This is a genomic window from Aliarcobacter skirrowii CCUG 10374 (assembly GCF_003544835.1).
Classification (GTDB): domain Bacteria; phylum Campylobacterota; class Campylobacteria; order Campylobacterales; family Arcobacteraceae; genus Aliarcobacter; species Aliarcobacter skirrowii.
This window is the reverse complement of sequence record NZ_CP032099.1, coordinates 1,321,379-1,342,314: the sequence shown is the minus strand read 5'-3', so window position 1 is coordinate 1,342,314 and position 20,936 is coordinate 1,321,379. Positions and strand designations below refer to the sequence as shown.

Here is a 20,936-nt window from a genome sequence, read left to right as displayed (position 1 = left end):
AAAGATTTTAGCACTACAAAATTAAAATAAATTGAAGATTACTTATCTAGTCTGCCACTTAAAAATGTCAAGGATAACAATAACATCTAAATCTTCATCTATTAAATAAGGAATTGTATAACCTTTGAAAATTAAATCTCTTACAAAAATATCATTAAAATGTATAGATTGTCTTGCTTTAAAAGGCATATTAGGGATATTTTTTATTTTCTTATCAAGTTGATTTTTAAAGTTTTTAGCTCTTGATATAGAATCTTTTGAAATATATTTTAAAATTGATAAAAGATTATCATCAAAAGATATATTTTTTATAATTTTCATTTAATAGATTTAAGCCAATTATCTATTTTATCCATACCATCTTCATAAGCTACAGTTTTTAGCTCACCTTTTTTATATTTTAAAACAGCATCACTAACTCTTTTATCAGCATCTTCTTTTGATATAGAACTATAACCATCATCAACCAAATCATAAAGCAACTCTTCAAAAGCAGACTCTATATCTATCTTTTTATTTGCCAATTTTGTATATAAACTATCTGAAATATTCAATTTTATAGTGTGCATATAGACTCCTAAAAGTTCTAATTAAAAAACTATAGTATTAATTTTGTTCTAAAATATAGATTAAAAATCTAATACATATAAAAATACAAAACCAAAGGTATATAAAATAGCGATACAATAGTTGAAACAAAAACAGCCATAGACATTTTCTCAGGCTTCACATTTAAAATAGTTGCCACAGTTACAGTATTTCCAGCCAAAGGAACAATACTAAATAAAAACATAATCATATAAAAATCACTATCTAAAAAGTGAATAAAATTTTTATCCAAATATATAAAAATCAAAGTTGCAACTGGCCAAAGCACAAACTTAATAAGCAAGGTAAATGATATAAATTTTGCATCAAAAGCTTTAGTTGATTTAAAATTTTCCATTCCCATTCCAATTAGCATCATTCCTAAAATTGCATACGCTCCTTTTAAAAACTCACTATAAGAAAGTAGCATTTCAGGGATTTTTATACCATTTAAGTTTAAAAAAATTCCCAAAATAAATGCATATACAACAGGAAGTTTTAAAACCTTTTTTAAACTCTCACTAGCACTAAAATTTCCCTTAGCAGTAATATAATACCCAACAGAATTTTGATACAAAATAGAGGCCAAAATAGAGAAAATAAAAATATCAACCAATCTTGGCTCTAAAAACAAAATAGCCAAAGGTATTCCAATATTTCCAGTATTTCCTGTGCTTGTACTAAATGCTAATAAATTTGCCGTATTATCACTATATATTTTTTTAAAAATAAAAAGCAAAAAAAATGCCAAAACCGTACTAAAAACAAAAAAAGATAGTGGCAAAAACAGAACTTGCATATCAAGTTTCACACTAATTGTTGCATTTAAAACTATCAAAGGAGCCAAAATATATAGCAAAATCTTTGCAACACTCTCTTTGTCGCATTTGAGTTTATAAGTTGTTAAAAAACCCAGAAAAACACTAAAATACAAAGGTATGATTTTTCCAAGTAAAGTTAGAAATATTGACACAATAAAGCCTTAAATTTTTTTTGGAATTCTACTATTATGAAGCTTTAATTAACAAAATATCATTGACAAAACACACATTGTGTGTTAAAATTTCAAAAAAAGGAGATAAAATGACTACAACTTCAAATAAAATACGAACAAATGTATATCTTGACTCAACAACAAAAGAAAAAGCTCAAGAGATTTTTAAGCAGTATGGTTTAGGGTTAAGTGAAGCTTTTAATATATTTTTGACTCAAAGTGTTTTACAAAGAGGAATACCTTTTGAAATAAAGATTCCAAATGATGAAACTTTAGAAGCGATAAAAGATGCAAGAGCAAATAAAAATATGAAAAAAATTAGTTTAGATGATTTAAAAAAAGAGTTATAGATGCTTGAGTTAGAAGTTCACAAAACATTTACAAAAGATTTAAAAAAAGCCCAATTAAACTCAACAAACTCATCAAAACTATTTTTATATATATCACTACTTTTAAATAAAAAAGATTTACCAAAAGAGGCAAAAAATCACTCTTTATCAGGTGAATGGGAAGATACAAAAGAGTTTCATATAAGTGGAGATTTACTTGTAATTTATATTATAAATGATACTAGCTTACAACTTTTAAGAATAGGAACTCACTCCCAACTTTTTAAAAAGTTTTAAAAAAAGAGCCTTAAAGCTCTTTTTTCTAGTGTCTTGTAGTGATATTTTTAGAGTTAATCGTAGAAATCAGTTTTTTAAGATTCTCAACCTTTGCCTCTTCTTCTTTGATATTATCTTCACTATGAAGTGTAAAAATATCCATTTTTGTATCTAAATAGTTAGTTGTAAATCTTCCAGCTTTGAAATCCTCATCTCTAACAATCTCTCTGTGAAGTGGAATATTTGTAGGGAAACCTTCAATATAGAACTCATCTAAGGCTCTTTTTGCTTTTTTTACACAACCTTCCCAATCAAGCGCCCAAACAATAAGTTTTCCAACCATTGAGTCATAGTTTGCAGGAATTTTATATCCAGTGTAAAGTGCAGAGTCAAGTCTAACTCCTGGACCATTTGGAGTAAGATACTTCTCAACAGTTCCAACAGATGGCATAAATCCTTTTAGTGGATTTTCAGCATTTATTCTAAACTCTATAGAGTAACCTCTAAAGTTAATCTCCTCTTGTAAGAAAATCATCTTATCGCCCTCAGCAATTTGAATCATTCTTTGAATAATATCAACTCCTGTAATAGTCTCAGTAACAGGATGCTCAACTTGAACTCTAGTATTCATCTCAATAAAATAGATATTATCATCAGGATCAAGCAAGAACTCAACAGTTCCAACACTCTCATATCCAAGTTTGAACATAGCTTTTGTAGCAATTCTATAAAGCTCTCTTCTAGCACTATCACTTAAAAGTGGCGATGGAGCAATCTCAATAACTTTTTGATGTCTTCTTTGAATACTACAATCTCTCTCTCCTAAATGCAACACATTTCCATATTTATCAGCAATAATTTGAATCTCAATATGTCTTGGATTTTCAACATATTTTTCAATAAATGTCTCACCTCGTCCAAAATACTTTTTAGCCTCATTTGTAGCAGCTTCATAAAGCTCTTTAAACTCTTCCTCTTTTTTTACAATTCTCATTCCTCTTCCACCACCACCAAAAGCAGCTTTGATAATTACAGGAAATCCAATCTGTTTTGCTATTTTAGAAGCTTCTGCTATATCGCTTATTGGCTCATCAGTACCCTCAAGCACAGGAACTCCAACTTTTTTCATAGCAACTTTAGAAGCCATCTTATCTCCAAAAAGCTCAATATGCTCAGGCTTAGGACCAATAAAGATAATTCCATTCTCTTCACAAGCTCTTGCAAAATCTGCATTTTCACTTAAAAAACCATATCCAGGATGAATTGCATCACACTCAGATTTTTTTGCAATAGATATGATTTTGTCATAGTCTAAATATGCTTGAACTACATCTCCTAGTATTGGATAGCACTCATCAGCTTTTCTTACCCAAACACCCTCAACATCAACCTCTGAAAAAATTGCAACACTTTTTATCTCAAGCTCTTTACAAGCTCTTATAATTCGAAGAGCTATCTCTCCTCTATTTGCTATTAAAACCTTATTTATCTTTTTCATCTTTTGCCTTTTTTGAAAAATTTTCCAACATATTAGACTATTTTATTCAAAATTTCTTCTTTTTTATTGATAGAAAAATTGTTTGATATTGCTAAAAACCCTCAATAAATTAAAAAATTATTAAAAACACTCAAAATATTGTAACTATACGGTAACTTTAAGAAAACTTTAAATTTAACTCATATAAAATGGTCGCCACGGTAAACAATAAGTTAATAACTTCTTGTAAATCGACTTTAATTTCGAGATTTTAGGAGAAAAACGATGAAAAAATTCACAAAACTAAGTTTAGTTGCAGCTGTTGCAGTTGCAGGTCTATCAAGTGCAAACGCGAAACCACTTGAAGAAGCTATTAAAGATGTAGATGTATCAGGAACAGTTACATATAGATATGATAACTTTGGAAATGATAAATCAGGTGAAACTACTAATGCAAATAAATATAAAATTAACTTAAATTTATCATCAAAAGTAAATGACTATGTTAAATTTAATACAAGATTTAATGTTGCAAACAATGCAAATGATTTTGGTACTTTAGATAAAGCTAATGGTACTCCTGATATTAATGTTGGTGCGCAGGATGGTGTAAATACAGGTGTTGGATTAGCACATGCTTATTTTGGTCTTTCAGTTATTCCAAATACAACTGTTAATGTTGGTAAACAAGGTTTAGCTACTCCATGGACTGTTGCAACTGACAATGACGGTGGTGAGCAAACAGGTACAGGAATTTTCTCTGTAACTGCAGTTGATAAATTTGTTTTAGGATTAGCTTATTTCAATCAAACAAATATTAATACAACAGCTCCTGCAGGAGGTCTTTTAAGTGGTTCAGAAGATATTTATGCTGCAACTCTACAAGCTAACTATGGTATTGTAAATGCAGAAGCTTGGTATTTAAATGCTGTTGATCAATTCGATACTTATACAGCTGCAATTCACGGTAAAGCTGATTTAGCTGATAATGCAAAAGTTGGATATGAAGTAAGATATGTTGCTTTAAAATTAGATGATAAAATTGTTCCAAATGCAGAAACAGATACTCTTTTAAGAGTTGCTGTTGATGGTAAAGTTGGAATTGTAAACGCAAGACTTGCATATACAACAACAGATAAAGATGGTGGTTTAACAGCTCTTGATTCAGATGCACAAAATGCTTCTTTAGGGTGGAGATTAAACTCTTTAGGAAAAGCAGATGCTAAATATTTACAAGCAACTTTAGGTGCAGATATTTTAGATAATTTAAACTTCTCTGTTCACTATGGAAAATTAGAGTTTGATGCAGCTACTTCGTTGGCTACACAAACAGATAAAACTACTGGTACAATTAAACAAGATGAGGTTTTTGGTCAATTAACATATAAAATGTCTAAAAACTTAGATGGATATATTAGATATGGACAACAAGATCTTGATAAAACTAATGGTTCAAAAGAAAATTCTGGAAGATTACAAGTTAACTATAAATTCTAAGAATTTAAGAAATAAGGCTTAGCCTTATTCTTTTTCAAAGCTTGAGCTTTTTGCTCAAGCTTTTTTTTTGCCTTTTTACTTCTAAATTTGATATAATCTTTTTTAAAATATTTATAAAGGAAAATATATGCACACAATTAAGCTAAAAATAAATGATGATATTTATAACCATATAATGTTTTTCCTAAAAAGTCTTGATAACAATAAAATAAAGATTTTAGAAGACAAAGAACAAAAAATAGTATCAAAAGATGATATAGAAGATACAAAACTATTTTCAAACCATTCTGCAAATCTTATAGAAGATTGGCAAGACTTAAAAGAGGATGATATATGGAAATAAATAGCTTTGATATTGTACTTTGTGAGTTCTATTTTAGCAATTTAAATCAATCAAAAAAAAGACCAGTACTTGTATTTAAAGACAATTTACCTTTTGATGATTTTATAGCCATTCCAATTAGTAGCAAAATAGAAAGAATGACAGATGATGAGATATTAATAGAGTTAAAAAATTTTAAAAATGGTTCTATTCCAGTAAAATCTAAATTAATTTTAAGAAAAACTTTTGTTGTTTCAAAATCTGCTGTCATAAAAAAATATGGAACAGTAAAAGAAGATTTTTTCAAATATACAAAAAAGCAATTTTGTAAATATTTTGAGTGTTAAATTTCAAACTAAGTAACTAGAAACTTTTTGGTTGGGTGTAATAGTTGGTGTTTTTACTGCTGTTTTTGGTTGGATAGTCACAACTTATAAAACGCAAGATACAATTTTATTAATAATAGCTAGTTTATTTCTTTTAGGTTTATTAATTGCTTTTTTTAAATTAAATAAGAATATTGAAAAAAAGCTAAAAGAGATTAGAGAAGCAAAAAAATAAAAGGAGACAAGATGATAGGTTATATCGCACTTAGCATAGGTATTATTGGAATGGCTTATATAATTTATACTGCATATAAATCAGCTTCATCTGAATAATAAATTTATAAAATAAAAATTGTATAGATTTTTTAATTTATTATTTTTAGCTTTGGTTTGAAACAAAGAGTTTCAAACCTACCAAGAAATAGCAGCTCCACTAGCACCCATAATCTCTTTTGCATCTTCACTCATCATATGAGGTTCCCAAACAGGCTCAAACACTAAGTTTACTTTTGCCTCATCAACTTCATCAACAGCCATAGCCACATATCGAACCTGCTCAAGCAAACTATCAGCAACAGGACAAGCTGGACTTGTAAGAGTCATATCTATCTCACAAAACAGATAGTTTTCTCTCTCTTCAAGTTCAATATTGTAAATCAACCCAAGATTATAGATATCCACAGGAATCTCAGGGTCATAAACTTTTTTTAAATTCTCTATAATTTTCTCTTTTATCTTCTCTTTATCAAAAATTCCACTCATTTTTTATCCTTTATATAGGCTTTTATGCCTTTAGAGCATACTCTTTTATTTTTTTAATCATTCCTATAACTCCACTTTGTCTATTTGGAGTTATCACTTCACTAAGTCCTAGCTCTCTTACAATATCCATATCAACCTCTTTTAACTCTTCAATTGTAGAGTTAGAGAAAATCTCTAAAATAATATAAACTAAACCTTTAACTATTATTGCATCACTAGTGCCTTTGAAAAATAGTTTGTTCTCTTTTTTCTCACAAATCAACCAAACCTGCGATGTACAACCGTGAACTAAATTTTCAGGAGTTTTATTCTCTTCATCAAAAGTAGGAAGCTTCTTTCCTAAATCAATAATATATTCATATTTAGCCAACTCTTCATCAAAAAAATCCAAATCCTCTTTTATATTTTCAACTCTTTGTTTAATACTCATAATTTTTTAATCCTTTAACATACTTAATGCTCTTTTTAAAGCACTAATTAGTTTATCAATATCTTCAAAATCATTATAAAAAGCCAAACTAGCTCTAATAGTTCCTTTTATTTTTAGTTTTTTCATAATTGGTTGTGCACAGTGATGACCAACTCGAACAGATATTTTTAGTTTATCAAGTAAAATTGAGATATCATCGTGCATAATACCTTTGAAATTAAAACTTCTACTTCCACTACAATCTTTTAAATCGTTGTAAAAAATTATATCAGGAAGCTTTTTTAGTTCACTATTTAGATACTCTAAAAGCTCTTTTTTTCTATTTTGTATTGTTTCATAGCCAATATTTTCAATATATTTTAAAGCCTCTTTAAATGCAATTACCCCAGTTATATTTTGAGTTCCAGCTTCAAACTTATAAGGAGCGTTTAAAAAAGTGCTTCCTTTTTCAAAATCAACCGTGTTTATAGCTGCTCCACCTGTAATATAAGGCTCTACATCATCAAAAAATTTCTCTTTTATATAAATAGCTCCAACTCCTGTTGGTCCAAATGTTTTATGAGCTGATATTGCAAAGAAGTCACAATTTAGCTCTTGAACATCAATTTTAAAACTACTTAAACTTTGAGCACCATCTATTAAAACAGGTGCATTGTAAGAGTGAGCTATAGAGATAACTCTTTTTATATCATGAACTTTTCCAAAAGCATTTGTAACATGCGCAACACTTACAAAAGAGTTTGGATTTGCCTTTAAAAGCTCTTCAAAATGCTCAAAATCAAAATCCAAATTATCATTACAATTTACAACTTCAAGACCATTTCCCAAAGTTCTTCCTTGTAGATGCCATGGCACAATATTTGCATGATGTTCAAGGCTTGATATAATAATATTTTTAAACTTTTTTCCAAAAGAAGAGGCTATGAAATTTATACTTTGTGTAACTCCACTTGTAAAAATTATCTCCTCTTTTTTATTTGCATTGATAAACTTTTGTAGATACTCTCTTGTATTTTCAAACTCTGTAGTGGCTCTGTTTGCATCACCAAAACTACTTCTGTGAGTATTTGAGCAATATTTTGTGTAGTATTCAATAGTTGAGTCAATCACACTTTGTGGTTTTTGTGTTGTTGAACCATTGTCCAAATATACGCTATTTGAGTTTGCAAAATATGGAAAATCTTTTTTATACATCTTATTTTAAATACTCTTCTATTAAATTTTTAAGCTCTTCATCTTTAATACTATCTTTAATTGAACTCTCAAAAGCAACTAAAAGCATATCATAGGCTTCATCTTTGCTTATACCTCTACTTTGTAGATAGTAAAGTTGGTCTTTATTTAAAGTTCCTGTTGTAGTTCCGTGACTAGCCTCTAACTCATCTATATATATCTCTAAGTGAGGTTGAGCAAAAACAACAGCATCATCACTTAATAAAATTGAGTTACAGTTTTGAAAAGCTTTTGAATATGGTGCTTTTTCGTTTACTATTGAAGTGATTTTTACAACAGCTCTTGAGTTATCTTTTAAACTATTTTTATAGTTTATGCTACTTGTTGAGTTTTTGTTGTTGTGAATTGTTTTTACCAAAGTTGAACTGTTTGAGCTATTTTTTAACTTATTTAATCCATTTAAACTATAGTTTATATTTTGTGCATCTAAACTATTTTCATAGTTGTTTAGACAAAATCCAAGACCTATATTAAAGTTATAAATATCTAAATTTGAATCATCTTCACACTTTGCATTTGTTGAAAAAATCATTGATGAATCTTTGTTTAGATTATCGATTTTTGCATACTCTAAAGATGAATTCTCTTTTAATACAAGCTCTCTATTTGCTATGAAATTTACACTATTTTCTAGTGAAAAAATCTCAATAACAGAAGCTTTTACACCACTTTCAACTTCAATTTTAAGTGAACTTATATTTAAAGAGTCCAACTCTTTATTTGTGTGGTCTATTATTATTGGTTTTTGAGTCGATTTTGTTATTTTTAAAACTTTTTGATTATTTGAAAAACTTTTTGCAATATCAAATAAAATTGAATTATAAGAGTTCTTATCTTCACCTGAAGATAAATTTTCTAGTTCAAACTCATTTATTTTTATATTCTCAAAGTTTTTTGAGAAAAAAGTTTCAAAATCTATCTTTAAAAACTCTTCATCTTTTTTTGAAGGAAGTTTTAGATTTTTTATACTATTTATCTGCATTTTTTATTCCTAATGCTTCAAAACCTTTCTTATCTAGTTCTAAAGCTAAACTATAATCTCCAGTTTTAGCAATCTTTCCATCACTTAAAATATGTACAAAATCAGGTTTTATAAGCTCTAAAAGTCTATCATAGTGAGTAATCATAAGAATAGATTTTTTCCCATCAAGCATAGAGTTTATAACATTTGCAACAATTTTAATAGCATCAACATCAAGTCCACTATCAATCTCATCTAGCATTATTAAATCAGGACTTAGCATTAAAAGTTGAACAAGCTCGTTTCTTTTTTTCTCTCCACCACTAAATCCATCATTTAAATCTCTTTGTAATAGTTTTCTATCAATATCAAACTTATTTGTCTCTTCTTTTACAAGCTTTAAAAACTGCATTGCATCTAGCTCATCTTTTCCTTCATAAGCTCTTTTTGCATTCATAGCTGTTCTTAAAAAGTAGCTATTATTTACTCCAGGAACTTCAACAGGAGTTTGAAAACTCATAAAAATTCCCTCATTTGCTCTTTGTGAAGCATCCATCTCTAATAAATCTTTATTTTTGAATGTAACTTTACCACCTACAACTTCACAGTCATAGTGAGCTGCTAAAGTTTTAACTAAAGTTGATTTTCCAGCTCCATTTACACCCATAAGTGCATGAACCTCACCTGGTTTTATCTCAAGATTTAATCCTTTTAAAATTTCATTACTATTTATACTTACTTTTAAATCTTCAATTTTTAACAATGTATCTTTTTTACTCATAATTTAACCCACACTTCCTTCTAATGAAATACTTAATAACTCTTTTGCTTCAGCAGCAAACTCCATTGGTAACTCTTTTAAAACCTCTTTACAAAAACCATTTACAATCATAGCAATAGCATCTTCCTCATCTATTCCTCTTTGGTTTAGATAAAATAGTTGTTCATCTGAAATTTTTGATGTTGTTGCTTCATGCTCAATATTTGCACTACTATTTCTAATCTCATGATATGGATAAGTGTGAGCTTGACACTTATTTCCAATTAAAAGTGAGTCACACTCAGAGATATTTCTTGCATTTTGTGCATTTTTTCCAACTCGCACCAAACCTCTATAGATATTTACACCTTTAAGTGCTGATATTCCTTTTGAAATAATAGTTGATTTAGTATTTTTTCCTAAATGAATCATCTTTGTACCAGTATCAGCTTGTTGAGCTCTTGATGTAATTGCAACAGAGTAGAACTCCCCAACGCTATTATCTCCTTGAAGTACACAAGATGGATATTTCCAAGTTATACTTGAACCTGTTTCAACTTGAGTCCAAGATACTTTTGAGTTATCACCTTTGCATAAGGCTCTTTTTGTAACAAAGTTTAAAATTCCACCTTTACCCTCATCATCACCTGGATACCAGTTTTGAATAGTTGAATATTTTATATGACTATCTTTAAGAGCAACTAACTCAACAACTGCTGCGTGAAGTTGTCTATCATCTCTTGAAGGAGCAGAACACCCTTCGTTGTATGAAACATAGCTTCCCTCATCACAGATAATCAAAGTTCTTTCAAACTGTCCTGTATTTAAAGCATTTATTCTAAAATAAGTTGATAACTCCATTGGGCATCTTGTATTTTTTGGAATATAAACAAAACTTCCATCTGTAAAAACAGCACTATTTAAACAGGCAAAATAGTTATCAGTTACAGGAACAACGCTTGCTAAATAAGTCTTTACAAGTTCTGGAAATCTATGTGCTGCTTCACTAATTGAGCAAAATATAATTCCTAATTTTTCAAGCTCATCTTGATATGTAGTTTTTATTGAAACTGAGTCAAAAACAGCATCAACAGCAACACCTGCAAGCATTTTTTGCTCTTCAAGTGGAATTCCAAGCTTCTCATAAGTTTTTAAGATTTCAGGATCAACTTCATCTAGTGAGTTTAAAGCTTTTTTTGGTGCTGAATAATATGCATAATCTTGATAATCTATCTTTGGATAGTTTAATTTAGCCCAAGTAGGCTCTTCCATTTTTAGCCACTTCTCATAAGCTTTTAATCTAAATTCTAATAAAAACTCAGGCTCTTCTTTTTTTGCACTAATAGCTCTTATAACATCTTCATTTAAACCTTTTGCAAAAGTATCACTTTGAACTAAAGTTTCAAATCCAAGTTTATAATCACTGTTTATAATGTCATGTATTTGTTGGTTTTCACTCATGACTTCTCCGTAAAATTTATTTGATTTTAAATAGGACAGTTTTTATCCTAATTGGAATAATATCGAAATAAGTATATAATGTAAAGGCATAAATCCTAATAAAGTAAAAAAATAAGCATTTTTTTTGCTTAAAAATACGATAAAATGGCGATTTTAAATTAAGATAAATCTTATCCTAATTTAAATAAAATACAAAAAAACTTTAAATAACTAAAAATAATGGAAAATATATGAAAAATTACTCAAAAAAAATAGAAGATAGAATTAATAGTCCAAAGCATTTTGGTGAGATTACAAAAGAGGATGCAATAAAATTTGGATGCAAGTTAGTTGTTGCTGATTTTGAATCAAATGGAAGCGATGCTTTAAGAGTATATTTTGCAATTACAAAAGATAAAACAGTATTTGACGCAAAATTTAAATCATTTGCAACTGGAGTTATAGTTGCTTTAAATGATATGATGATAGAGCTTTGTATTGGAAAAACTCTTGAAAAAGTTGCAAATATGTTTAAAACAGATGTTGAGTTTGCACTAAGAGATGAACCACAAATTCCAGCAATTGATATTCAAGAGCTACACAACGGTTTTTTAAATTTTGTTGTCTTAAAAAAAGTTGTTTTAAATGCAAATATTAGAAATATTGATGATTTTAGCTCTGATTATATAGTTTGTGACTGTGCAAGAACAACTTTGGGTGAAGTTGTAAATTTAATAAAAGAGCATGATATAAAAACTATTGAAGAGTTACAAAAATATACACACGCTGGAATTTTTTGTAAATCATGTGCAAAAGAGGGTGGTCTTGAAGAAAAAGAGATATATTTAAGTGATATTTTAGAACAAACAAGAAAAAAAATTGAAGAAGATAAAACAAACGAACCTAGCTATTTGAATAAAAGTTTCATTGAAATGTCAAAAGATGAGAGAATTAAATTAATAGAAGATGTTTTAGATGATGATGTAAGACCAATGCTTATTATGGATGGTGGAAATATGGAGGTTTTAGAGTTGGTTGAATCAGCACCTCACTACGATTTATACATAAGATACTTAGGTGCTTGTAGTGGATGTAGTGCTGGAAGTATGGGAACACTTTATGCAATTGAGTCAATTTTACAAAGTAAAATAGATGAAAATATTAGAGTTTTACCTGTTTGATAACAAATTTATAATAATCTGTTACAATATAAGAAAACTTTTTTTGGGGGTCTAAATGTTTGCAATATACAACAATGGAACGGTAGGATTTAGAAGTACAAGTGACAATTTGTACAATCTTAAAACTATTGAAGAGATTGAACCAATTAGGTTTGAACCAAAAGAGGGATTAATTCAAGATTTTTCTAGTCAATTAAGCCAAGAGCAGAAAAAAGAGTTTATAAACTCTTATAAAAAAATAGCTCAATTAGATACTTTGGAACCTGTTTATAAAATAAGTGATATTATGACACAAGATGTTTTTAATGTTACAAAAGATTCAACAATAGAGGAGATATACTATTTTTTAAAAGAGAAAAAAGTATCTCAAGTTCCAGTTACAGATTTTGGTAAAAAGATTATTGGAATTGTAAATAAAAAGATAATTTTAACTCTTTTAATGAATAATTTAGATGATACAAATAGTGTTTTAAATAGAAAAATAGATGATGTATATTTGCCTGAAGTTATAACAGCAGATCCTCAATCTGATGTTAGACATGTGGTAAAAATTATGATTGATTTAAAATTAGATGCTATTCCAATAGTTGATGAGAGTGATACTTTAGTTGGGATTGTTTCAAAAACAGATATTTTAAAAGCAGTTGCAAACTTACCAAAGCTTCAGCTTTGGTCATAATAAAACTTAAATAACAGTTCCATTATCAAAAATAACTCTATCTCTACCTTGATGTTTTGCTTCATAAAGTAGACTATCAGCTTTTTCTTGAGCTTGAGCAATAGATTCATAGTTGTTTCTAAAAGTAACTCCAGCTGAGAAAGTTATGTTGATTTTATTATCTTTATAAACAAAAACTCTGTTTAAAAAAGCATTTTTAACTCTTTTTATATATCTAGTTACTTCAATTTTATCTCTAAAATTTATAAGTGCAACAAACTCTTCTCCACCAAATCTAGCAATAATATCCTCTTTTCTTGTAAGATTTTTTAGAATTTGTGCAAATGATTTTAATATCTCATCTCCACATGAGTGACCAAAAGCATCATTTATCTTTTTGAAGTGGTCAATATCAAAAAATACAATTGCAAAATTTGTCTCAAATACAAAAAACTGTTTCTCCATCTTTTTTGCTTCATTTTCATAAGCTCTTCTGTTTAAAACATTTGTTAAAAAGTCATATAAATACTCCTCTTTCGCAACTTGAAGCTCTTTTTCAAGATCATTTATTTGTGCTTGAAGAAGTTTAACTTTATCTATATTTGTCGATAAAATTCGATTGTTTTCTAAAAGTGAATTTTCAAGCTTATAAATTGTCTCTATTAATCTTTTTTGAACAGAGATTAACTCTCTTTTTGAAAAATCAGATATATCTAAAGATACTAAATCCTCTTTTATCTTTTTAATATCTTCATTTGAGCTATTACTATCATTTAAAGCTTTGTCATAGTATCTACTCATTAAAGAGGTTAATTTTATAATATCATTTGTTTTCTCTTTTAATACTCTTCTATCAGCATTTATTCGCTCTTTTGCAAACTCTTTGATTTTTAGTATTGACTCTTTTGAAGTCACATTTTTTGGGTTTTTTAAAGACTCTAAGATAAAATCTTCAATCTCCTCTTTTAGCTCAAAATTAACAGCAGGAGTTAAAAGATCATTAAATGTTGCAATAAGCAATCTTAACTCATCGCTTGTAACTCTTGAAGATAGTATTGATACAACTTTAAAAATAGATTCATCTACTAATTTTTTCTTCTCATCTTTTGTTAGACTTTTTAAACTATTTTCATATATAGCTATCTCTTCAGTGTGACCATTTAGAATTTTTGATTGATGTTTAAACTCTAAAAAGTAGTTTTCAGGAGTCACTTGAAGTTTCTTCTCTCTTAGTGCTTCTAGAGTATTTTTTGTAATCTCTTTGATATTGTTCATATAGGATGCCCTTGAATTTTCGTAAGTAAAATTATATCAGTTATGATATAATAAACCCCTAATAAAAAGTAGGATTAATCAATATGACAGAACAAAACAATCAGATATTAAAAAATACAAATGCAAAACTATTAGATGAGTTTAATGCTTCAATTATGTTTGACAAAGAGTTATACTCTCAAGATATAAAAGGTTCTATTGCACACTCTAAAATGTTGGCTTTACAAAATATTATCTCAAGTGATGAACAAAAACAGATAGAGAGTGGACTTTTACAAGTTTTAAAAGAGATTGAAAATGGTGAATTTAAATTCTCTTTAGAGTATGAAGATATTCATATGGCTGTTGAAAATAGACTTACTCAAATTATTGGAGATGCTGGTAAAAGACTTCACACAGCAAGAAGTAGAAATGATCAAGTTTGTACAGATTTTACGCTTTATGTTCAAGAAAAAACTAAGTCAATTCAGGTTCAAATTAAAGAGTTAATCTCTACATTTGTAGATGTAGCTTCAAAGCATACAACTACACTTATGCCAGGAATGACTCACTTACAACATGCACAACCTATAAATTTTGGATACCATATGATGGCATATGCAAATATGTTTAAAAGAGATTTTGAAAGATTTGCATCATCTTATGAAAGAAACAACTACTCACCACTTGGAAGTGCAGCACTTGCAGGAACTCCACACAATATTGATAGATTTAAAACAGCAGAGCTTTTAGGTTTTTATGCTCCAACACAAAATGCTATGGATAGTGTTTCAAATAGAGATTTTGCTTTAGAGTTATTGTTTAATATAAGCACAACAATGATGCATATAAGTAGAATTTCTGAAGAGTTAATTCTTTGGTCATCTTATGAGTTTAGATTTGTTCAAATGAGTGATATGTATGCAACTACAAGCTCTATTATGCCTCAAAAGAAAAATCCTGATGTACCTGAGTTATTAAGAGGAAAAACTGGAAGAGTTTATGGAAATTTAATCTCTCTTTTAACAGTTATGAAATCTCTTCCTTTGGCATACAACAAAGATACACAAGAGGATAAAGAGGGAGTTTTTGATTCAGTTGCTACTATTGAAATATCATTAAATATTTTAAATGAAGTAATTAAAACTATGAAGGTAAATGTAGATATTATGGAAAATGCTTGTAAAATAGGGCATTTAACAGCAACTGATTTGGCAGATTATTTAGTTTTAAAACAAAATATGCCTTTTAGAACAGCTTACTATATTACAAAAGAGCTTGTACAAGAAGCAAATAGATTAAACAAAGATATTAGTGAATTAAATATAAATGAGATTAGAAACAGTACAAAAGAGCTTGAAAATATTGATGAAGAGATAATTTCATATTTAAATTTAAAAAACTCTATGAATAGTAGAGACTCTTTTGGTGGAACTTCTACAAAGCAGACTAAAATTCAAATTGATAATTTTAAAGATTGGTTAAAAGATAACTAAGATAAAAAAAGCCAAAGATTAAAATCTTTGGCTTTAGAGTAAAAGATATAAAAACTATCTTAATAAGAGTCTATTTGTAAGATTATATAAAGCATTTATATCAGTTTTTCCTACAAATCCATCAATTCCAATTCTCTCCATTTTACCTCTTACAGCATCTGTTGTCATAGATGAGTTTACAACTACAGGTATATGTTCATATTTTTGATTATTTTTAATAAATGATGCAACTTGATAACCATCAGTTCCAGGCATCTCAATATCTGTTACGATTAATCCTATTTTTGAAGGATCTAAATCTTCAATTCTATCAAGTAGCTCTCCACCATTTGAGTAGATTTCATAATCAACCTCTATTTGAGAAAAGAATTTATGTAAAACCTCTCTTGCAACTGCTGAATCCTCTGCTGCAAGTATTTTTTTAGATGATTGAATTTTGCCTTCAACATATTTTTTGATATCTCTTCCACCATCATCTGTCCACTTAATATCTCTTAAAAGTTGTTCAGCATTAAAAACTGTACAAAGTTCATCTTTGTTGTTTACTTTTACATAAGTTGTATATGTAATTTTTGAGTTTGTCTCTTCTGTATGTCTTAACTCTTGAGTTGTTTTTTCAACAATATCAAGCATATCTTTAACTAAAAAACCTATTTTTTTATGATTAAACTCACAAAAAATAATTAACTTGTAATCTTTTATCTCAAGAGGTTTAAGTCCAAGCCAAGCATCAAGGTTTACTAAAGTAACAGGTTCTCCCCTAATTGTAGCTATACCTGCAATAATGTTTGTATCTTTTGGAGTATCATTTATAGCAACTTCTTCTGTTATGATAAACGCTTTAACTTTTGCTATATTTATTGCGTAAATATTATTATGACCAGTGTAAAATACTGCTAATTGCTGAACATTTCGTAAATGTCCTTGTGTCATCTGTTCAACACTACCACTAATACCGCCCATGTAGATCCTTTATTTAGAATGTTGGTTATTATATAAATTTTTTACTTTGACTATCTTTAACTAAATTTAACTTTCTTACTATTTTTTGAATAGTAACAGATGCCATCATAAGCCCAAAACTAGCTGTTACACCTTCAAAGCTTCCTTTATCGATACACAAAGGAAGCTCTGTTGAATAAATAACTTTAAACTTCTTTTTAAAACCCTGTTTTTTAAGCTCTTCTCTTACTTTTTTTATAAATTTATCATTTTTTGTCTCCCAAATAGAGCCATATGTAATTTGAAGAGGATCAATCCTTTTAGCTCCTCCACCTGTACTTATTACTTTTGTAAAATATTTTTTTATCAAATGGACTTTTGGTTTTACATCATCAATTGCATCTAAAATATAGTCATATGATGAAAAATCAAAGTTATCAATCCACTCAGGTGTTATTTTTACACAAATAGGAGTTACATTTGGATATCTCTCTTTCATAACTTCAACTTTTTTTCTTCCTATATTTCCATGGCTTCCCAATTGTCTATTTTGATTTGATGGCTCATATGTATCAAAATCAACTATAGTTATATCTGTAATACCAGTATTATATAAAGCATCAAGTGCGAAACTTCCCATTCCTCCAACACCAAAAAGTATTAATTTTGTATTTTGAAATTTATTAAAAGCCTCTTCTCCAAAAAGCATTTTTGTTCTATTATATTGCATATTTAAATCTTCTTTACAAATTTTTGGCTATTATAACACAAAAATATTTATTAAAAGAGGTTATGATATGGATAAAGAGCCAATGACGCTTGCTGGTTACAACAAAGTAACAAATGAATTGGACTATTTAAAAAGCATTGAAAGACCCCAAACTGTTGTTGCTCTTGATGAAGCTAGACAATTGGGAGATTTAAAGGAGAATGCTGAGTATCATAGTGCAAAAGAGAAACTAAAGCTAATAGATGTACAAATTGCTGAGTTAAGTAATATTATCTCAAAAGCAGTTATTGTAGATCCTTCTGTTTTACCACATGATAGAGTTAGTTTTGGATCAACAGTTACACTATTTGATGTAGTAAGTGATGAAGAGTTTACTTATACTATTGTTGGTGGAGTTGAGTCAAATGTTGAAAAAGGATTTATATCTTTTAATTCACCTTTAGCAAAACAACTTATGGGAAAAGTTGAAGGAGATGAGTTTACTGCAAAACTTCCAGGTGGAGATAAAACTTTTGAGGTTTATGCAATATTTTATAAAGAGATAGAGCTATAGTTTGAAGCTACTATTAGAAGATGAAGCTATTTTTATAGCAGATTCACACTACAATTTTAAAAATCAAGAGTTTAAGACTATTTTAGAAGATTTGATAAGTCAAAAGATAAAGGCTAATCAAATTTTTTTAATGGGAGATAATTTTGATTTTATCTCAGGGGAGTCAAGATATTTTGTAAAAAAATATCAAAATTTAATAGACAAGATAAACACTCTTTCAAAAAGTCATGAGATTTTTTATTTAGAGGGAAATCATGACTATAATTTACAAACACTTTTTCCAGATATAAAAGTTTTAAAAAGAGAAAACCAGCCTTTAATTTTAAGTTATAAAGATAAAAAAATAGCTATCTCTCATGGAGATAATTTTGTTAATTGGCACTATGATTTGTATTGTAAGGTTATTAGAAATAGTTATTTGCTTAAATTTTTAAATTTTATTGATATAAACTTTTTTATAAGCAAAAGAATTGAAAAAGCACTTGATAATAAAAATATTTGTCACACTTTAAATTATTTTGAAGAGTTAGCAAATAAAAGAGTAAAAAACTATAAAGAAGATATTATTATTGAAGGGCACTTTCATCAAGCAAAATCTTATAAAATAGGAAATCAAGAGTATATAAATATTCCATCTTTAGCTTGTCAAAAGAGTTTTACAAGGTTTAAAGATGGTAAGTTTTTAAATGAAGAATTAGAAGATTAAAAGGATATTTTATTTTGGCAAAATTTGAAGTAGTAAGTGATTATTCTCCAAGTGGTGATCAACCAAAAGCAATAGAGGCTTTAAGCTTAAGTATTGAAGCAAATAATCAGTACAACACACTTTTAGGAGTTACTGGAAGTGGAAAGACTTATACTATTGCAAAAGTAATTGAAAGAGTTCAAAAACCAACACTTATTATGACTCATAATAAAACTTTAGCAGCTCAGTTATACTCAGAGTTTAAACAGTTTTTCCCAAATAATCATGTTGAGTATTTTATCTCATATTATGACTACTATCAACCAGAAGCTTATATTCCAAGAAGTGATCTATTTATTGAAAAAGATAGCTCTATAAATGATGAGTTAGAAAGATTAAGACTAAGTGCCACAGCCTCTCTTTTGTCTTTTGATGATGTAATTGTAATAGCTTCAGTATCTGCTAACTATGGACTTGGAAATCCAAGTGAATATAAAGCAATGGTTCAAAGAGTTGAAGTTGGATTTTCATACTCTCAAAAAGAGTTTTTGTTAAAACTTATAGAGATGGGTTATAAAAGAAATGATAAGTTTTTTGATAGAGCTGATTTTAGAGTAAATGGTGATGTAATTGATATTTTTCCAGCCTATTATGAAGATGAGTTTTTAAGAGTTGAGTTTTTTGGTGATGAGGTTGAGAGTATTACTTTACATGAGTATCTAACAAATACAAAAATCAAAGATTTAAAAGAGGTGATTATTTACTCTGTTAATCCCTTTGTTGTAACACAAGAAAATCTTGCAAATGCTGTAAAACAAATAGAAGAAGAGCTTGAAGAACGACTTGATTTTTTCCAAAAAGAGCAAAAACTTGTAGAGTATCAAAGACTTAAACAAAGAGTTGAGTTTGATTTAGAGATGATTGAAGCAACTGGAATGTGCAAGGGAATTGAGAACTATGCAAGACACTTAACAGGTTTAAAACCAGGTGAAACACCTTATTCTCTTTTGGATTATTTTGCTCAAATGGATAAAGATTTTTTACTTGTTGTTGATGAATCTCATGTTTCTTTACCTCAATTTAGAGGAATGCACGCAGCTGATAGAAGTAGAAAAGAGGTTTTAGTTGAGTATGGGTTTAGACTTCCAAGTGCTTTGGATAATAGACCTTTAAAATTTGATGAGTTTATAAATAAAGCTCCTAATTATATCTTTGTAAGTGCAACACCAAATGAGCTTGAGCTAGAGCTAAGTAGCGTTGTAGCAGAGCAAATAATTCGTCCTACAGGACTTCTTGATCCAGTTATTGAGATAGTAGATAGTGAGTTTCAAGTTGAAAAACTTCATGATGAGATAAAAAAAGTAACTTCTAAAAATCAAAGAGTTTTGGTTACAGTTCTAACTAAAAAGATGGCTGAAGAGCTTGCAAGTTATTATGCTGATTTAGGAATAAAAGTAAAATATATGCATAGTGAAATTGATGCAATAGAGAGAAATCAAATAATAAGAGAGCTTAGAATTGGAACTTTTGATGTATTAATTGGAATAAATCTTTTAAGAGAGGGTCTTGATATTCCTGAAACTTCACTAGTTGCTATTTTAGATGCTGATAAAGAGGGATTTTTAAGGAGTCGTACTTCACTAATTCAAACAATTGGAAGAGCTGCTAGAAATGAAGAGGGAAGAGTAATACTTTTTGCTAAAAAGATAACAGACTCTATGCAATTTGCAATTGATGAGACAAATAGAAGAAGAAAAATTCAAGAAGAGCATAATATAAAAAATAATATAACTCCAAAATCAACAAAAAGAAAGCTTGATGAGAATCTAAAACTTGAAGAGTATGATAGTGTTGCTCTAAAAAAACAACGACTTGAAAAGATGCCAGCATCTGAGCGAAAAAAACTATTAGTTGAGCTAAATAAACAGATGAAAAAAGCTTCAAGTGAGTTGAATTTTGAAGAGGCTATTAGATTAAGAGATGAGATTGCTAAGATTAAAGATTTATAACTATATATTATAAGAAAATTTATTTTCTAGAAG

General features: G+C 28.6%; 25 protein-coding genes. 12 read left to right on the top strand and 13 right to left on the bottom strand.

The window, feature by feature from the left end:
- Window positions 1-42 precede the first annotated feature (42 nt).
- From ASKIR_RS07020 to ASKIR_RS07010, 3 genes are all read right to left on the bottom strand, one after another.
- Window positions 43-321: a type II toxin-antitoxin system RelE/ParE family toxin gene (locus ASKIR_RS07020; protein WP_066351850.1), complete on the bottom strand. Its 279-nt coding sequence runs from the start codon at window positions 319-321 to the stop codon at window positions 43-45.
- Entirely contained in the window at window positions 318-569 is a 252-nt protein-coding gene (locus ASKIR_RS07015; RefSeq protein ID WP_066351848.1) for a hypothetical protein, read from the bottom strand. The genes ASKIR_RS07020 and ASKIR_RS07015 overlap by 4 nt, the downstream gene beginning before the upstream one ends.
- 68 nt (window positions 570-637) lie before the next feature.
- Window positions 638-1,561, bottom strand: coding sequence for an AEC family transporter (locus ASKIR_RS07010; protein WP_066161302.1), 924 nt, complete (start codon window positions 1,559-1,561; stop codon window positions 638-640).
- Window positions 1,562-1,671: 110 nt separating this feature from the next.
- On the opposite strand from ASKIR_RS07010, the gene ASKIR_RS07005 reads away from it, so the two are divergent.
- Both ASKIR_RS07005 and ASKIR_RS07000 read left to right on the top strand, forming a co-directional pair.
- Complete coding sequence (locus ASKIR_RS07005; RefSeq protein ID WP_066161303.1) at window positions 1,672-1,932, top strand: type II toxin-antitoxin system RelB/DinJ family antitoxin; 261 nt, start codon at window positions 1,672-1,674, stop codon at window positions 1,930-1,932.
- Window positions 1,933-2,208 carry a type II toxin-antitoxin system RelE/ParE family toxin gene (locus ASKIR_RS07000; RefSeq protein WP_066161304.1) on the top strand — a complete coding sequence of 92 codons (276 nt, stop codon included), beginning with the start codon at window positions 1,933-1,935 and terminating at the stop codon, window positions 2,206-2,208. It begins immediately after the preceding gene.
- Between the two features lie 25 nt (window positions 2,209-2,233).
- Here ASKIR_RS07000 and ASKIR_RS06995 read toward each other — a convergent pair whose 3' ends face one another.
- Window positions 2,234-3,685 carry an acetyl-CoA carboxylase biotin carboxylase subunit gene (locus tag ASKIR_RS06995; RefSeq protein WP_066161305.1) on the bottom strand — a complete coding sequence of 484 codons (1,452 nt, stop codon included), beginning with the start codon at window positions 3,683-3,685 and terminating at the stop codon, window positions 2,234-2,236.
- A gap of 264 nt (window positions 3,686-3,949) precedes the next feature.
- Between ASKIR_RS06995 and ASKIR_RS06990 the strand changes: the two genes are divergently transcribed.
- From ASKIR_RS06990 to ASKIR_RS10295, 4 genes are all read left to right on the top strand, one after another.
- Entirely contained in the window at window positions 3,950-5,161 is a 1,212-nt protein-coding gene (locus tag ASKIR_RS06990; protein WP_115588238.1) for a major outer membrane protein, read from the top strand.
- Between the two features lie 127 nt (window positions 5,162-5,288).
- On the top strand, window positions 5,289-5,504 hold the full coding sequence (locus tag ASKIR_RS06985; RefSeq protein WP_066351839.1) for a hypothetical protein: 216 nt from the start codon (window positions 5,289-5,291) through the stop codon (window positions 5,502-5,504).
- A complete protein-coding gene (locus ASKIR_RS06980) occupies window positions 5,495-5,830 on the top strand; it encodes a type II toxin-antitoxin system PemK/MazF family toxin (RefSeq protein WP_066351837.1) in 336 nt (111 codons plus the stop codon). The genes ASKIR_RS06985 and ASKIR_RS06980 overlap by 10 nt, the downstream gene beginning before the upstream one ends.
- Before the next feature lie 31 nt (window positions 5,831-5,861).
- A complete protein-coding gene (locus tag ASKIR_RS10295) occupies window positions 5,862-6,044 on the top strand; it encodes a hypothetical protein (protein WP_115588239.1) in 183 nt (60 codons plus the stop codon).
- 176 nt (window positions 6,045-6,220) lie between these two features.
- Here ASKIR_RS10295 and ASKIR_RS06970 read toward each other — a convergent pair whose 3' ends face one another.
- The 6 genes from ASKIR_RS06970 to sufB are packed head-to-tail and all read right to left on the bottom strand — an operon-like array spanning window position 6,221 to window position 11,416.
- Complete coding sequence (locus ASKIR_RS06970; protein ID WP_115588240.1) at window positions 6,221-6,571, bottom strand: metal-sulfur cluster assembly factor; 351 nt, start codon at window positions 6,569-6,571, stop codon at window positions 6,221-6,223.
- 22 nt (window positions 6,572-6,593) lie between these two features.
- Entirely contained in the window at window positions 6,594-7,001 is a 408-nt protein-coding gene (locus ASKIR_RS06965; RefSeq protein ID WP_228137763.1) for a SufE family protein, read from the bottom strand.
- 6 nt (window positions 7,002-7,007) lie between these two features.
- Window positions 7,008-8,195, bottom strand: a complete 1,188-nt coding sequence (locus ASKIR_RS06960) for an aminotransferase class V-fold PLP-dependent enzyme (RefSeq protein ID WP_115588241.1) — start codon at window positions 8,193-8,195, stop codon at window positions 7,008-7,010.
- 1 nt (window position 8,196) lies between these two features.
- A complete protein-coding gene (locus tag ASKIR_RS06955) occupies window positions 8,197-9,216 on the bottom strand; it encodes a SufD family Fe-S cluster assembly protein (RefSeq protein WP_115588242.1) in 1,020 nt (339 codons plus the stop codon).
- Window positions 9,203-9,976, bottom strand: coding sequence for a Fe-S cluster assembly ATPase SufC (gene sufC / locus ASKIR_RS06950; RefSeq protein WP_115588243.1), 774 nt, complete (start codon window positions 9,974-9,976; stop codon window positions 9,203-9,205). Before sufC ends, ASKIR_RS06955 begins: the two co-directional genes overlap by 14 nt.
- Window positions 9,977-9,979: 3 nt before the next feature.
- Window positions 9,980-11,416, bottom strand: coding sequence for a Fe-S cluster assembly protein SufB (gene sufB / locus ASKIR_RS06945; RefSeq protein WP_066355105.1), 1,437 nt, complete (start codon window positions 11,414-11,416; stop codon window positions 9,980-9,982).
- A gap of 230 nt (window positions 11,417-11,646) precedes the next feature.
- Between sufB and ASKIR_RS06940 the strand changes: the two genes are divergently transcribed.
- Both ASKIR_RS06940 and ASKIR_RS06935 read left to right on the top strand, forming a co-directional pair.
- A complete protein-coding gene (locus ASKIR_RS06940; RefSeq protein WP_066408725.1) occupies window positions 11,647-12,576 on the top strand; it encodes a NifU family protein in 930 nt (309 codons plus the stop codon).
- 55 nt (window positions 12,577-12,631) lie between these two features.
- The gene (locus ASKIR_RS06935) at window positions 12,632-13,255 is read left to right on the top strand and encodes a CBS domain-containing protein (RefSeq protein WP_066161316.1); all 624 of its coding nucleotides are present in this window, start codon (window positions 12,632-12,634) and stop codon (window positions 13,253-13,255) included.
- Between the two features lie 6 nt (window positions 13,256-13,261).
- Here ASKIR_RS06935 and ASKIR_RS06930 read toward each other — a convergent pair whose 3' ends face one another.
- Complete coding sequence (locus tag ASKIR_RS06930; protein WP_066351819.1) at window positions 13,262-14,509, bottom strand: GGDEF domain-containing protein; 1,248 nt, start codon at window positions 14,507-14,509, stop codon at window positions 13,262-13,264.
- A gap of 83 nt (window positions 14,510-14,592) precedes the next feature.
- On the opposite strand from ASKIR_RS06930, the gene argH reads away from it, so the two are divergent.
- On the top strand, window positions 14,593-15,984 hold the full coding sequence (gene argH, locus ASKIR_RS06925; protein WP_066355100.1) for an argininosuccinate lyase: 1,392 nt from the start codon (window positions 14,593-14,595) through the stop codon (window positions 15,982-15,984).
- Between the two features lie 54 nt (window positions 15,985-16,038).
- Here the strand turns inward: argH and ASKIR_RS06920 are convergent, their stop codons facing one another.
- Window positions 16,039-16,947, bottom strand: coding sequence for a chemotaxis protein CheV (locus ASKIR_RS06920; RefSeq protein ID WP_115588244.1), 909 nt, complete (start codon window positions 16,945-16,947; stop codon window positions 16,039-16,041).
- Between the two features lie 28 nt (window positions 16,948-16,975).
- Complete coding sequence (locus ASKIR_RS06915; RefSeq protein WP_066161320.1) at window positions 16,976-17,656, bottom strand: tRNA threonylcarbamoyladenosine dehydratase; 681 nt, start codon at window positions 17,654-17,656, stop codon at window positions 16,976-16,978.
- A gap of 67 nt (window positions 17,657-17,723) precedes the next feature.
- On the opposite strand from ASKIR_RS06915, the gene greA reads away from it, so the two are divergent.
- The 3 genes from greA to uvrB are packed head-to-tail and all read left to right on the top strand — an operon-like array spanning window position 17,724 to window position 20,903.
- Window positions 17,724-18,209, top strand: a complete 486-nt coding sequence (greA, locus tag ASKIR_RS06910) for a transcription elongation factor GreA (RefSeq protein WP_066355099.1) — start codon at window positions 17,724-17,726, stop codon at window positions 18,207-18,209.
- A 1-nt stretch (window position 18,210) separates the two neighbouring features.
- Window positions 18,211-18,915 (top strand): UDP-2,3-diacylglucosamine diphosphatase, encoded by a 705-nt coding sequence (locus ASKIR_RS06905; RefSeq protein WP_115588245.1) that lies wholly within the window; start codon window positions 18,211-18,213, stop codon window positions 18,913-18,915.
- A gap of 14 nt (window positions 18,916-18,929) precedes the next feature.
- Window positions 18,930-20,903 carry an excinuclease ABC subunit UvrB gene (gene uvrB / locus ASKIR_RS06900; RefSeq protein ID WP_066355091.1) on the top strand — a complete coding sequence of 658 codons (1,974 nt, stop codon included), beginning with the start codon at window positions 18,930-18,932 and terminating at the stop codon, window positions 20,901-20,903.
- Window positions 20,904-20,936 lie beyond the last annotated feature (33 nt).